Genomic DNA, 14337 nt, shown 5'->3' with positions numbered 1-14337 from the left:
AGGGTAGAAGGAACGGTCATGGATCATAAGAATCCGCTTGTAGCGCGCTATGATGTTGAAGCGATCCGCAGAGACTTCCCCATCCTGTCACGACAGGTTCATGGAAAGCCGCTTGTTTATCTGGATAGTGGTGCTTCTGCACAAAAGCCGCAAAGCGTCATCGACGCTGTCACACATGCCTATGCAAATGAATACGCAAATGTGCATCGCGGCCTGCACTTTCTTTCGAATGCTGCCACAGATGCTTACGAAAAGTCGCGCGAAACCGTTCGCCGCTTTCTGAATGCTGGCTCTGTTGACGAAATTGTCTTTACGAAAAATGCCACCGAAGCGATCAACACGGTCGCTTACGGCTACGGTATGCCCAATATCGGTGAGGGTGATGAAATCCTTCTGTCGATCATGGAGCATCACTCCAATATTGTGCCGTGGCATTTCATCCGTGAGCGGCAGGGTGCAAAGCTTGTCTTCGCGCCGGTGGATGACGAAGGCGTGTTTCATATTGAGGAATTTGAAAAGCGCCTGACCGAACGCACGAAGCTTGTGGCAATCACCCATATGTCCAATGCGCTTGGCACGGTGACACCAATCAAGAAGATCGTTGAACTGGCCCATGCACGCGGTATTCCGGTGCTGGTCGATGGCAGTCAGAGTGCTGTCCATATGCCAGTTGATGTGCAGGAACTGGGTTGTGACTGGTATGTGTTTACTGGCCACAAGGTTTACGGCCCGTCAGGCATCGGCGTTCTCTTTGGTCGTGCTGAAATGCTCGAAAAGATGCGCCCGTTTCAGGGCGGTGGCGAAATGATCGAAGAAGTGACGGAGGAAAACGTCACGTATAATCATCCGCCCCACCGTTTTGAGGCTGGCACACCACCAATCGTTCAGGCGATTGGGTTAGGCGCAGCGCTTGAATATATGGAAAAGATCGGCCGTCATGCGATCGCAGCCCACGAGGAAGACTTGCGCAACTATGCGCATGAGCAACTGGGTAAGATCAATTCACTGCGCATTTATGGCAATGCGCCCGATAAGGGTGCGATCATCTCATTTGCGCTTGATGGCATTCACGCGCATGATGTCTCGATGGTTATTGACCGGGCAGGGGTCGCGGTGCGTGCGGGCACGCATTGCGCACAGCCACTCTTGAAACGCTTTGGCGTTACCTCTACATGCCGTGCATCTTTTGGCATGTATAACACCCGTGCTGAAGTTGACGTGCTGGCAGAAGCCTTGGAAAAGGCAAGGAAGTTTTTCGGATGACCGAGACCGAGCAAAAAGTTCAGGAACAGACTGAAGCCAAAGCCGATGATGTGAATGCATCGGCGGATGGAAAGTCTGTTTTTTCCGCCTCTGCTATTCCTCAGGAAGAGCTGCTTCGGCTGACCGATGACATCATCAGCGCGTTGAAGACGGTCTATGACCCTGAAATTCCAGCGGATATTTACGAGCTCGGTCTGATCTACAAGATCGACATCGAAGATGACCGCACGGTTAAAATCGAAATGACACTGACGGCTCCCGGCTGTCCGGTTGCAGGCGAAATGCCGGGATGGGTCGAGAACGCGGTTGGAGCTGTCGAAGGTGTTTCCATGGTCGAAGTCACCATGACCTTCGATCCACCATGGTCTGCTGACCGCATGTCGGAAGAAGCACAGGTCGCTGTCGGCTGGTACTAAAGCGTGTTGCGCTTAATCGTACCCGATACGCTCACTCTATCTTCTTATTTTAACGCATGTCGTTGTCGGATCGTGGCGGGAATAGCAATCAGTCCGGTTGGACTGATTTCCCCGCGAAGGCGGTCCCCACTTTTCCGTGACATGCTCTAATAGTCACAGAGAAGCCCCTCGCATTGCGTGGTGCTTTTTCTATTTGGCATTAAAAACCAGTCGTATTGGCGTAATGAAGAGATTTTCTTCCAAAACACCCCTGAAACAGACCAACGACGCCACCGAGAGCCGTGGCCGCTGAAACAAGGCCTTGGCCGCCCCTGAACGGTATGGAGAGGCTTGCGCCTAAAAACTTTAACCCGCGGCCTGCAATCTTGAGCGGCAGCTTTTTAAGTGTCTTATTGGGGTTTTCCCGATAACGCGCACCGAACTCGGTAATATTATGATCGCGATTGCGGCGATAATGATAGCTCAGTGTCAGGCGAGACGGGGGTACGGTTTCGTAGACGATGGCATCACAAGCCCAACCGGTTTTGGCGCCAAGCGACTTTGCTTTCGTCCAGAGGTTCCAGTCTTCGCCGCCAGTCAGGCCAAAATGGGAATCAAAACGCAAACCGGTCTCGCGGAAAAAGTCCAGTTTTCCCATCCAGCTTCCCGTCGCAACTTTGATCGAATCGCCACGCCCCATTGCGCATTTCTGTCGGCACTTGCGCTCGGATTTATAGCCACTGCGTTCGATCCCCGACCAAACAAGTTTCTGAACAATTGTCAGGTTCTCATCAAATGGCTTCGGCCTTACTGGAGAGCCGACAATATCGAGATCAAGCCGGTCACGCTCTGAAAAAAGTTTCACGAGCCAGTCTGCCTCTACAAACTCGTCGTCATCCACATAGACAAGATAATCAAAGCCCTGTTCAATCGCGTGGTTCAGCGCACGGTTACGCGCCGATGATATGCCTAAAATGACCTCGACAACATAGTCGATCGGATCGTTTGGCATAAGCGCACGAAAATCTTCGATGGTTCCATCAAGCGTAGGGGAGGCGTTATTCTCGACGACAAGGAAGGATACATCTGTATCGTTTGGCTTCTGAATAGAAGCCAAAGACGAAAACAGATTACAGAGCATCTTAGGCCTGTTCCTCGTGACGACGGAAATGCAGATACGCCGTTGATGCATGATTAATCAGCCTAAGTGATCATTTGATATATTCATCAAGCTTAATATACAATTATTATGGAGGCAATAGTTGTATTGAGCGTAAATATAGCCGCGATAATGGCTGACATCTATTACAGGGTAAGTTATTTTTTTTGAAAAAATACAGTGTTCATACACAACTGTTTAAAGTGGTGCCCCCAGAGAGACTCGAACTCCCGACCCCCTGATTACAAATCAGGTGCTCTACCAACTGAGCTATAAGGGCAGCACTGGCGTCGAATTAGCATAATTCTGGCGCGTGTAAAGCAAAAATTCACATCGAGCAGGGAATAGTCAGCAGGTTTTGCATATGATAGCCATTAAGCCTGTGGAAACAGCATCTTTTTGGGCGCATTGGAACCGAATAATATGAACGATAAATCTCTGGCGCTTCACTTTTTACCATCTGGAACAGAAGAATCACTGGCTGCACAAAAAGAGCTGGTGAAGCGCTATGGGCATGTTGCGGCTGAGGATGCGGATGTTGTCGTGGCACTCGGGGGCGACGGCACCATGTTGCAGGCACTGCGAGATTTCATGAATAGCGGGGTGCCTGTCTATGGCATGAACCGTGGTTCGGTCGGCTTCCTCATGAACGAGTTCAGCATTGAGGATTTGCCCACGCGCATTCTCGCCGCACAAAAGGAAACGATCCGCCCGCTCGAAATGATTGCAGAGACGGAAGATGCGCCGCCTTTCAAGGCGCTGGCAATCAACGAAGTGTCGCTTTTCAGGCAATCCTATCAGGCGGCAAAGGTTCGGATCACCATTGATGGCAAGATACGGCTTGATGAACTTGTCTGCGATGGCGTGATGGTTGCCACGCCTGCGGGTTCTACCGCCTATAATCTCTCGGCACAGGGGCCAATTCTGCCGTTGGAAGCGCCTCTACTCGCCTTGACACCCGTCAGCCCATTTCGCCCCCGCCGGTGGGGTGGCGCGCTTTTGCCAAAACATGTGACCGTGCGCATGGATGTGCTTGAAACGGAAAAGCGCCCCGTGAATGCGGTTGCTGATAACAACGAGGTTAAATCAGTAAGATCAGTCACAGTGCGCGAAGATCTGGACAGTCAGGTTGCGATCTTGTTTGATCAAAATCATTCTTGGGATGAGCGAATTCTAACAGAACAATTTAGACATTAGTTGGCTATGATTTTAGTAAATTCACGCATTGGTGTTGGAGGAAGCACAATAAAATACAAATAATAAGCATTTTTATATTCTTTGATGGTATTTTAGTTGACTTTTGCACGCTGTGGACGTAGGCGATGCTACGTGAAAACGCTTTTTGCGTTGCAGACGCCTTTTCTGCCTTGGTTCCTGCGCCGGATGACGCGGCTGCAATGACAGGATGGGTGCAATTCATTTCCAAAAAAGAGAGCTGCGCCTCCATTGACGACATTTGCCGAACTCGGTCTTTCCCCGAAAGTGCTCGCCGCTGTTGAAGCTGCGGGTTACACCGCGCCAACGCCTATTCAGGCAGGTGCCATTCCTCCCGCGCTGGAGCGCAAGGATGTGCTTGGCATCGCCCAGACAGGCACGGGTAAGACTGCATCTTTCGTTTTGCCAATGCTTCATCTCTTGGAAAAGGGGCGTGCACGTGCTCGAATGCCGCGCACGCTTATTCTTGAACCGACGCGCGAGCTCGCAGCGCAAGTTGAAGAGAATTTTGTTAAATATGGCGTCAATCAGCGTTTGAATGTAGCGCTGCTGATCGGTGGCGTCTCGTTTGATGAGCAGGAACGCAAGCTTGAGCGCGGTGCAGATGTACTCATCGCGACCCCAGGTCGTCTTCTTGACCATTTCGAGCGCGGTAAACTGCTTCTGACCGGCGTTGAAATTCTGGTTATCGATGAAGCTGACCGTATGCTTGATATGGGGTTCATTCCTGACATTGAGCGTATTTGCAAGCTGATCCCATTCACCCGCCAGACGCTGTTCTTCTCGGCGACCATGCCACCGGAAATCACCAAGCTGACGGAGCAGTTTCTGCATTCGCCGACGCGTATTGAGGTTGCAAAGGCATCCTCAACTGCCAAAACAGTGACCCAGCGTCTTGTGAAGTCTGGCAAAAAGGATTGGGACAAGCGCGCAGTGCTGCGAGATTTGATTCGTGCTGAAGGCGATTCGTTGAAGAATGCGATCATTTTCTGCAATCGCAAAAAAGACGTATCCGAACTCTTCCGCTCGCTTGTTCGCCACGAGTTTGATGCCGGTGCTCTGCATGGTGATATGGACCAGCGCGCGCGCATGGCGATGCTTGCCGGTTTCAAAGAGGGTAAATTGCGGCTTCTCGTGGCTTCGGATGTCGCAGCCCGTGGCCTCGATATTCCTGACGTCAGCCACGTCTTCAACTATGATATTCCGATCCATTCGGAAGATTATGTGCACCGTATCGGTCGCACAGGGCGTGCAGGCCGTTCGGGCAAAGCTTTCACGCTGGTGACTGCTTCGGACACGAAATACCTCTCGGCAATCGAATCCATGATTGGCGAAAAAGTTGAATGGCATGACGGTGATCTTTCGACCTTGCCAGCAACTGACGAATCTGACGATACGTCACGCAAGGGCAAGAATGCTCGTGGCAAAGGTAAAGACGCCAGGGGCAAATCGAAAGATAAGCAGAAGGTCGAGACACCTGTGATTGTTCAGGCAGATGAGCCACAGCCGGTAATCAGCGAAATCAAAGAACGCCGTGATCCGATCCGTACGTCAAATGATGATCGCCGCGGCAGGTCGCAAAACGATCATCACAAGCGTCGTCGTGATCGTGATGATGATGACGGTCCGGTGCCGATTGGTTTCGGCAATGATATCCCAGCATTTATGCTGATCCCCACCGGGGTTCTGGCATAAGACAATAAAAGTTGATCTGGTTAAACCAGGTCGGCTTTTTTAGTGTATTTCCCACAAACGTGCGAAGTGTTTTGAGCGGAATAATGACGAAAACCAAATAGTTAGATCATTTCCACTGTTTCAATTCAAACAGAAAATGCTTTAGTTTTTCGTACTGGAGCGAAGACTGGCTGCAAATGCCAGTTTTACCCAGTCGGCCATGATTTCCGGGTCATCAAAGGCGTCATCGGGTACGCTCCAATAGGGCATTGCGACGGGCTTACCGCTCTTTCGGTTATCATATGACCATTGTCTTGATCCGGCCTCTATGAAAGCTGGCGCAGTTTGTGCGTCCACCTTCAAAAGCAGCTCGTCGTTAACAACGAGCGCTACGATCAGACCCTGGTGATAAATGCCTTTGCCGCCAAACATACGGCGAATGCTGATCGCACCTAAGCCTTCAAAAAACTCCCGAAGATATTGGTCATCCATCCAGCTTTAAACAGCGTCCTGAATTTGGCGCAGCCTTTCGGCTGATGCAGGCTGAATCTCAACAGATTCACCACAGCCACAAGCCGACGTCTGATTTGGATTGTTGAAAACAAATCCTGTTCGCAAAGTTGTCACTTCAAAGTCCATTTGGGTGCCCAGCAGGAACAGCACAGCTTCGGGCGCGATATAGACCTTCGCATCATCCTTTTCGACACAATCATCACCGGCTTTTGGCTCTGTGACGAGATCGATTGTATATTCCATACCGGCACAGCCACCTTTTTTCACGCCCACGCGAATGCCCAGAGAGCCTTCACGGGAGGCCATGATTTCACGAACGCGCGCTGCGGCTGCATCGGTAAGCGTCAAGACTGAGAAACGGCCCATTTTCATCTCTTCCGGTGTTGTGCTGGTTTACGATTGAAGAATCATTCAATCTGCCCGAGGCAAAGCGCTTTTGTGTTCGGTTGCCACGTTTTTACTATAGTTAGTGTTGTAACATCATTACTGCAAGACGCCAAATCAGAGAGCCGCGATAACCGGCCTACACAAGTTGGTGTGCTGTAACAAAAGAATTGCTGGAAGAGGAAAAGCGAATGTCGATTAAGCGCATGCAGCCTTTGATACTTGCCGGAGTTGCCGGCGTTTTCAGCACGATTTTTTTTATATCTGGCACTCAAGCGCAGGATGGGCCGAAAAAGGCCGCTTCCGCACAGGAGCAGGTCAACCCTGTCGAGGAAACCAAACCCTCAGAGCAGACACAAGACGTAGCTGATGGTGCGATTCTTCCTGATTATCGTGATGATCGCTCAACACCACAGGCACTCATTGAATCCTATTATAACGCCATTAACCGTCAGGAATATGCCCGCGCATACGGGTATTATTCGGAAGAGGGGCGTGAGCCTGACTTCGCGAAGTTCGTCAAAGGTTATAAGGGTACGAAGAGCGTAAAGGTTGCCGTTCGGAAGGTTGAGCCAGATCCGGGCGCAGGACAGATCTACTGGAGTATGCCGGTCGCGATAGAGTCGGAGAGTGAGGATGGCAAGAAGCAGGTATTCACTGGCTGCTACACGATCAACCTGACCAATCCCGGCATTCAGGCAGTGCCTCCATATAAGCCAATGCAGATTATGACGGGTTCTTTGACCAAATCGCCAATAGAAATTGAAAAAAGCGTACCGGAGAGCTGCGAAGCACCATAGTCAAATTATTGGCTTGACCTTGCCACGATGGAAAGCTGCATCATGGAAAAAGTTCAGACAAGGAGTAATTTGAATGGTGACGTTTTCAATCCCAACGATGAAATGTGGCGGCTGCGCGAAAAGTGTTACAAGCGCTTTGCATGAAGTTGATCAAGCAGCCAAAGTAACGGTTGATCTCGATAAAAAGGAGATCACCTTGGACAGCGTTGCATCCGAGCAGCAAGTGTTGGATGCGCTTCAGGCTGCCGGTTATCCAGCAACGATCGCGTAATCATTTGACATAAATTTGATTGTACGTGTCTCGTAACACAAACATACAAAGCACAATTGCCGGACCTTTAACACGCCCGGCATTTTATGAGAGTGCTCTGCACCCAAAAGGGTGTACGGCGCTCTAAGACCATGCGGGATTGGCGACCAAGTGTTGCAGTCGGTCGTGCGTTTCTTGTGTTTGATTGACTGTAGGGCCGTTTTTTGCCACATCAACGACAAATCTCGTTTATGGTACCCGTAGCGACAGCGAATTTCGATGGGACGGCTTTGCCGTGCCAACAGGGGCTGGTCGTAAAAGGGGATCGGAACATACAATCATCGCATGACCGCGATAAAGAAGGATGTAAGGCATGGCTATGGTAGCCGATTTCCAGGATCTTCGCACGAAGATGGTTGATAATCAGATCCGCACAACGGATGTCACGGACCTTCGGGTTATTGATGCTTTTCTGACCGTTCCCCGTGAAGTCTTTGTTCCTGCAAACCGTCAGGTCCTTGCCTATATCGACGAAGACCAGTTGCTTGAAGGCGAGGGCGCTGCGCCGCGCTATCTCATGGAGCCGTCGCCTTTCGCGAAGCTGGTACAGCTCGCAAAAGTGAGCAAGAACGATGTCGTTTTGGATGTCGGCTGCGCCACTGGATACTCTTCGGCTATTCTTTCTGAGCTCGCAGGTTCGGTTATTGGCCTTGAAAGTGATTCCGCTTTGTCCGCTGTTGCAGCGGCTCGTTTGCAGGAACTTGGCCATGACAATGTTGTGATCGTTTCAGGTGATCTGAATAAAGGTTATGCATCAGAAGCGCCCTACGATGTGATTTTCATCGAGGGTGCAGTTGATTTTGTACCGGAAGTACTTTTCAATCAGCTTAAAGAAGGTGGCCGTCTGGTCGTTGTCGAAGGGCGTGGAAATGCCGGAATTGCGCGACTTTACGTAAAAGAAAACGGGATTGCTTCGGGGCGCACCGTTTTCAATACGGCAGTTCGTCCGCTTCCTGGTTTTGAACGCGTTGAGCAGTTCGAGTTTTGATCCAGCGCGTGGGGCAATTCTGCAACGATGTGAAAATTGTTTGTGAAAGCACTGGTGGGAAAGATGGAAATAACCGAATTTACACGTTATTAAGTCTTCCCGAACCAATCGGTTCGATTGTGGATTCGTTTGTTCTTATATGAGGTATACGGTGTTCAAAGCGTGCAAAGGACTTATGGCAGCAGCAATCCTTCTGTCGGGCACCGTATTATCGGGACAGGCCGCTCTGTCAGAGACGCTGACTGGCGCTCTCGTAAAAGCCTATAAGAACAACGCGACACTCAACTCGTCGCGTGCTGGCGTTCGTATTCAGGATGAAAACGTAGCGATTGCGAAATCCAATTATCGCCCGCAGGTGACCGGGTCTTATAATGTTGGCCGCAGCAAGTCGCCCGTTTCAGGCTATCGCACAACCGGCACATACGGCATTGAGCTCAATCAGATGCTGTTCGACGGCTTTCAGACGAAGAATAACGTCGCAGCCGCAGAAACCACTGTCTTTGCGCAGCGCGAAAACCTTCGTAACACTGAACAGAACACACTCCTATCGGCTGTTCAGGCTTATATGAATGTGTACCAGCTTCGTCAGATTGCAGTGCTGCGTGAGAAAAACCTTGCAGCTATGAACGAGCAGGTTCGTGCTTCGCGCGCGCGTCTTGATGTTGGTGAAGGTACACGCACTGACGTTGCTCAGTCGGAAGCGCAGCGTTCGACTGCTATCGCACAATTGAATGCAGCCCGCGCTGACGTTAAGTCTGCAGAAGCGACATATGTTCAGATTGTCGGTGCACAGCCTGATCGCCTTTCACTGGCACCAGCAGCTAAAAACCTGCCGCGTTCTCCAGAACTGGCTTTTGCGAATGCAAAGAATATTCATCCCGGCATTCTTGCAACTCAGTATGCAGTTAACGCACAGGGCTATAACGTCAAGGCCAAGGAAGGCGCATTGCTTCCGACTGTTGGCTTGACCGCGAGCGCAAGCCACCTCGACACTTATGCCGGCACCAATGCAGGCGATGGCAACTCGGCATCGGTCGGTCTCGGTGTGAGCATTCCGATTTATACCGGCGGACGCACATCGGCACAGGTCCGTCAGGCGAAGGAACAGTTGGGGCAGGCTCGCATTGAGGTTGATGTTATTCAGGATCAGGTTCGTCAGGCAATCAGCTCTGCTTGGTCGCAGCTGGAGGCAGCGCGTGCTTCTGTGAAGGCTAATCGCGACGGTATTGCCGCTGCTCAGCTTGCACTTGATGGTGTTATCGAAGAGCGCAAGGTCGGTCAGCGGACCACACTTGATGTTTTGAATGCGCAGAATGCTCTTGTTGATGTTCAGATCGCGCTTGTGCAAGCAGAACATGACTCGATTGTCGCGAGTTATGCACTTCTGGCTGCCAGTGGTCGTATGACAGCGCAGGATATGCAGTTGCAGGTTGCTCAGTATAAGCCGGAAGAGCATTACAATGCAGTCAAAGACAAATGGTTCGGCCTGCGTACGCCGGATGGTCGTTAAGCAATTGCTGCAATAAAGTTTACCGAACGGCGCCAAGGGCGCCGTTTTTGATTCTCGAAACAAAGCATAATTCTTAATAAATTGATAAAGCTGTGGGTTCGGATTGCACATGGCTGTGCAGGGATTCTCAAATCATCGAAGGTTCTGTACCCTTAATCCATTGATTCTTTGCCTGTGCAGGCAATTGACAATAAGGAAAGACGGACAGCTATGGCACAAACATCAAGCGCGGCGCGTGAACCGTCAATGGAAGAAATTCTCGCTTCCATTCGCCGGATCATTGAAGACAGTGATGTTTCCCGCCACCCGATTGTTGCCCCGCCTTCGTTTTCGGCGCGTAGCGAGGTTGCAAAATTTCGCAAGCCTGTTTCCCTTCAGGAAACTCTGCCCGAACCGGGCATTCTTTCTGAAGAGACCGTACTGCGTGGTTCCATTCAAGAACCGGCACTGAAAGAAATCAGAGCAGTGGAAGCACCGGAGGCGGACGACGACGAAGATTTCGTTCTGGATGCACAGAATGATGACAAGCGTAGCGACGTTTTAAAACCTGCCGCCAGGATCGATGATATGCCTCCACTTGAAACGCAGATTGCGAACGAACTGAAGGTTTCGGAACCAGTTGAAGAACGCAAGCCGCAGGTTGAAGTCCCGCCTGCCGATTTGAAGCCGCAGAGTGCCGCACATATTTTATCGGAAGGTACGGAGCGAAAGGTCGCTGCCGCATTTCAGGATTTAAACCACGCTGTGCATTCAGAACCGCGGCGTTCGTTCGATGATATTGCGGCTGATATTCTGCGTCCGATGCTACAAAACTGGCTCGATAAGAATTTGCCGACGCTCGTCGAACGGCTCGTTCGCGAAGAAATCGAACGCGTGGTGCGTGGCGAACGCTAACAAAACTGCACCAGAGCGGACTATTTGACCCGTCTGTCTTGCAGGCGGGTTTTCACTTTTAGGGTGATTTGTTGGCTGTTAGTTGCTATTGAGCCGTCAATCAATTCATTCCGAATTCAGACCGGATATTTCTATGCTTGAGAAGACTTATGACGCTGCGGCTGTAGAGCCGAAAATCGCTGAACGCTGGGAAGAAGCCGGCGCTTTCAAGGCGGGTGCAGGTTCAAAGCCGGGCGCTGATCCTTTTGCAGTCGTCATTCCGCCACCCAATGTGACGGGCTCGCTGCATATGGGCCATGCGCTGAACAACACCGTTCAGGACATCATGGTTCGCTTTGAGCGTATGCGCGGCAAGAATGTTCTCTGGCAGCCGGGCCTCGACCATGCGGGTATCGCCACGCAAATGGTGGTTGAGCGTCAGCTTGCGGAACGGCAGGAGCCGAACCGTCATGCCATGGGCCGCGAAAAGTTCATCGAACGTATCTGGCAATGGAAATCTGAATCGGGCGGAATGATTTCTAATCAGCTTCGTCGTCTCGGCGCATCCTGCGATTGGTCGCGTGAGCGTTTCACGATGGACGAAGGTCTGTCGCGCGCTGTCATCGAAGTCTTTGTTTCGCTTCATAAGCAGGGACTGATTTATCGTGACAAGCGGCTCGTGAATTGGGATCCAAAGCTTCTGACCGCGATTTCCGATATTGAAGTCGAATCCCGTGAGACCAAGGGCCATCTTTGGCATCTGCGTTATCCGCTGGAAAACATTCCGTTTGATCCCGAAAACCCGCACACCTTTATCGTGGTTGCAACAACCCGTCCTGAAACTATGCTGGGCGATACAGGGGTTGCTGTAAACCCGAAGGATGAGCGTTATCACGCCTCTGTCGGCAACAACATTGTTCTGCCGCTTGTTGGCCGTCTCATTCCCGTTGTTGCGGATGATTATGCTGATCCTGAAGCAGGTTCCGGTGCCGTCAAGATCACACCGGCACATGACTTCAACGATTTTGAAGTCGGCAAGCGCAATGATCTGCGCGCGATCAACATCCTGACACCATCGGCTGCCATCACGCTGAAGGACAATGTTGACTTTCTGGAAGGTCTGGAACTGACGTCCGAACTTAACGCGCTGATAAGCGAGTTTGAAGGTCTCGATCGCTTTGCTGCGCGCAAGCGCCTTGTCGAAATGCTTGATGAACAGGGCTATCTGGAAAAGATTGAAGATCACACCCACGCAGTTCCGCATGGTGATCGTGGTGGCGTGCCGATCGAGCCTTATCTGACGGATCAGTGGTATGTGAATGCCGCAGAGCTGGCGAAGCCTGCCATGGCTGCCGTTCGTGATGGCCGCACGCAGATTGTACCCAAAAATTGGGAAAAGACCTACTTCGACTGGATGGAAAACATTCAGCCATGGTGCGTTTCACGTCAGCTCTGGTGGGGACATCAGATTCCGGCATGGTACGGCCCAGACGGCAAATACTTCGTTGAAAAGAGCGAAGAGGAAGCCAAAGCCGCTGCGCGCGCGCATTATGGCGAAGAGGTTGAACTTGAACGCGATACCGATGTTCTGGATACTTGGTTCTCGTCGGGTCTCTGGCCATTCTCCACACTTGGCTGGCCCGACAAAACGCCTGAGCTCGCAACTTATTATCCAACAAGTGTTGTGGTAACGGGTTTCGATATTCTGTTCTTCTGGGTCGCCCGCATGATGATGATGGGCTTGCATTTCATGGAGGAGGTTCCGTTCCATACGGTCTATCTTCATGCACTCGTGCGCGACAAGCACGGCGCCAAAATGTCCAAGTCCAAGGGCAATGTCATTGATCCGCTGGAACTCATGGACGAGTACGGCGCGGATGCGTTGCGCTTCACCCTTGCCATCATGGCGGCGCAAGGCCGTGACGTGAAGCTCGATCCAGATCGGATTGCAGGCTATCGCAATTTTGGTACCAAGCTCTGGAATGCCACGCGTTTTGCACAGATGAACGGCGTAAAGCTTGACCCGAATTTCAAGCCGGCTGATGCAAAGCTTGCCGTCAATCGCTGGATTTTGACTGAACTGACCAAAGCAGCTGCTGCTGTTACGGATGGTATTGCAAATTATCGTTTCAATGAAGCGGCAGGCGCTGCTTATCGTTTTGTCTGGAACCAGTTTTGCGACTGGTATCTTGAATTGCTCAAACCGATTTTCATGGGTGAAGATGAACTGGCCAAGGCGGAAGCACAGGCAACGGCTGCTTACTGTCTGGATGAAATCTACAAGATTTTACATCCATTTATGCCGTTCATGACCGAAGAGCTCTGGACGCTGACCGCAGGCGAGGGAGAAAAGCGTGATACGGTTCTTGCTTTGGCGAAATGGCCGGAATTGACGTTCGAGGATGGAGACTCCGCCACCGATATCAACTGGCTGGTTGATCTTGTTATGGGGATTCGCTCTGTTCGTGCAGAGATGAATGTTCCTGCGCGCGCGGTCGCTCCGATTGTGGTCCTCGAGGCCAATGCCGCCACTGTTGATCGGTTTGCGCGTCACGATGCGGCAATCAAGCGTCTGGCACGCGTTGAAAGCGTATCATTTGCACAGGAAGCGCCAAAAGGTTCTGCCCAGTTGGTACATGGTGAAGCGACGATCTGCCTGCCGCTTGGCAGCCTGATTGATCTTACGGCTGAAGCAGTGCGTATGGCCAAGGAGGCGGGTAAAATTGCCGCCGAAATGGAAAAAATCGAGAAGAAGCTCTCGAATGAGAAGTTTGTGGCCAATGCCAAGGAAGAGGTCGTTCGGGCCGAACGTGAACGCTTGACCGAACTAAAGGATGCTGCCGCACGCGTCGCGACGGCTCAGGCACGTATCCGCGAAGCAGGCTGATTCAGGCTTCCAGCTGAAGCCTAAATCGAATCAAGCACCCGGCAGCTCTGTGTTGCCGGGTGTTTTCGTTAAACATGTTGGTAAATGGCCCCTTTCAAGGAGCCTGTGCCCTCATCGAACCACGGTTTCGATTGTTTTTTACTGATGTTGCGCTTTAGCAACAAGGCGGGAAAAGGGCTTAAAAGTGGCCGAAATTGGCAATTCTCGAACGTTTATCTCCAGGAAACTTAGCAGAATTCCTGCTCGCTCCCATTATTTTGGGGTTTTCGATAAACCTAGGCTCCGATAGGCCGAACCTGTTCCATTTATGCATCTTGCAGCTTGAATCATTCCTGATTTACGTTTGCGTCAAAGTAAAAGTTTCGG

The 14337-nt window shown here is 51.2% G+C and carries 13 protein-coding genes and 1 tRNA gene; 10 read left to right on the top strand and 4 right to left on the bottom strand.

The genetic code is table 11. The features are described 5' to 3' along the window. The first annotated feature begins 18 nt into the window (after nucleotides 1–18). Entirely contained in the window at nucleotides 19–1263 is a 1245-nt protein-coding gene (locus ABE527_RS13440; protein ID WP_499697204.1) for a cysteine desulfurase, read from the top strand. After that, a complete protein-coding gene (locus ABE527_RS13435) occupies nucleotides 1260–1679 on the top strand; it encodes an SUF system Fe-S cluster assembly protein (protein ID WP_265983763.1) in 420 nt (139 codons plus the stop codon). Before ABE527_RS13440 ends, ABE527_RS13435 begins: the two co-directional genes overlap by 4 nt. A gap of 199 nt (nucleotides 1680–1878) precedes the next feature. Here ABE527_RS13435 and ABE527_RS13430 read toward each other — a convergent pair whose 3' ends face one another. Together ABE527_RS13430 and ABE527_RS13425 are read right to left on the bottom strand one after the other, a co-directional pair. Beyond that, nucleotides 1879–2850: a glycosyltransferase family 2 protein gene (locus ABE527_RS13430; RefSeq protein WP_265983764.1), complete on the bottom strand. Its 972-nt coding sequence runs from the start codon at nucleotides 2848–2850 to the stop codon at nucleotides 1879–1881. A 171-nt stretch (nucleotides 2851–3021) separates the two neighbouring features. After that, nucleotides 3022–3097 (bottom strand) — tRNA-Thr (locus tag ABE527_RS13425). Between the two features lie 143 nt (nucleotides 3098–3240). Between ABE527_RS13425 and ABE527_RS13420 the strand changes: the two genes are divergently transcribed. Together ABE527_RS13420 and ABE527_RS13415 are read left to right on the top strand one after the other, a co-directional pair. After that, a complete protein-coding gene (locus tag ABE527_RS13420; protein WP_265983765.1) occupies nucleotides 3241–4014 on the top strand; it encodes an NAD kinase in 774 nt (257 codons plus the stop codon). Nucleotides 4015–4263: 249 nt separating this feature from the next. Beyond that, a complete protein-coding gene (locus ABE527_RS13415) occupies nucleotides 4264–5727 on the top strand; it encodes a DEAD/DEAH box helicase (protein ID WP_499697203.1) in 1464 nt (487 codons plus the stop codon). A 141-nt stretch (nucleotides 5728–5868) separates the two neighbouring features. Here the strand turns inward: ABE527_RS13415 and ABE527_RS13410 are convergent, their stop codons facing one another. Beyond that, a complete protein-coding gene (locus tag ABE527_RS13410) occupies nucleotides 5869–6198 on the bottom strand; it encodes a TfoX/Sxy family protein (protein WP_499697202.1) in 330 nt (109 codons plus the stop codon). A 6-nt stretch (nucleotides 6199–6204) separates the two neighbouring features. After that, nucleotides 6205–6585 carry a Fe-S cluster assembly scaffold SufA gene (sufA, locus tag ABE527_RS13405; protein ID WP_265983768.1) on the bottom strand — a complete coding sequence of 127 codons (381 nt, stop codon included), beginning with the start codon at nucleotides 6583–6585 and terminating at the stop codon, nucleotides 6205–6207. 209 nt (nucleotides 6586–6794) lie between these two features. Here sufA and ABE527_RS13400 point away from each other — a divergent pair, with 209 nt between their 5' ends. The 6 genes from ABE527_RS13400 to ABE527_RS13375 all read left to right on the top strand — a co-directional run bounded on the left by ABE527_RS13400 (nucleotide 6795) and on the right by ABE527_RS13375 (nucleotide 13971). Continuing rightward, on the top strand, nucleotides 6795–7403 hold the full coding sequence (locus ABE527_RS13400) for a Cif family virulence factor (protein ID WP_499697201.1): 609 nt from the start codon (nucleotides 6795–6797) through the stop codon (nucleotides 7401–7403). A 73-nt stretch (nucleotides 7404–7476) separates the two neighbouring features. After that, nucleotides 7477–7674, top strand: a complete 198-nt coding sequence (locus tag ABE527_RS13395; protein ID WP_499697200.1) for a heavy-metal-associated domain-containing protein — start codon at nucleotides 7477–7479, stop codon at nucleotides 7672–7674. A 358-nt stretch (nucleotides 7675–8032) separates the two neighbouring features. Then, complete coding sequence (locus ABE527_RS13390) at nucleotides 8033–8701, top strand: protein-L-isoaspartate O-methyltransferase family protein (protein ID WP_499697256.1); 669 nt, start codon at nucleotides 8033–8035, stop codon at nucleotides 8699–8701. A 139-nt stretch (nucleotides 8702–8840) separates the two neighbouring features. Then, nucleotides 8841–10211 (top strand): TolC family outer membrane protein, encoded by a 1371-nt coding sequence (locus ABE527_RS13385; protein WP_499697199.1) that lies wholly within the window; start codon nucleotides 8841–8843, stop codon nucleotides 10209–10211. Between the two features lie 210 nt (nucleotides 10212–10421). Next, nucleotides 10422–11105 carry a PopZ family protein gene (locus ABE527_RS13380; RefSeq protein WP_499697198.1) on the top strand — a complete coding sequence of 228 codons (684 nt, stop codon included), beginning with the start codon at nucleotides 10422–10424 and terminating at the stop codon, nucleotides 11103–11105. 133 nt (nucleotides 11106–11238) lie between these two features. Then, a complete protein-coding gene (locus ABE527_RS13375; RefSeq protein WP_499697197.1) occupies nucleotides 11239–13971 on the top strand; it encodes a valine--tRNA ligase in 2733 nt (910 codons plus the stop codon). Nucleotides 13972–14337 lie beyond the last annotated feature (366 nt).

The sequence above is a fragment of the Brucella sp. TWI432 genome (assembly GCF_039674445.1).
Taxonomy (GTDB): domain Bacteria; phylum Pseudomonadota; class Alphaproteobacteria; order Rhizobiales; family Rhizobiaceae; genus Brucella; species Brucella chromiisoli.
Note: the sequence above shows the minus strand (reverse complement) of the source record. Positions and strands in the feature narration are given on the sequence as shown.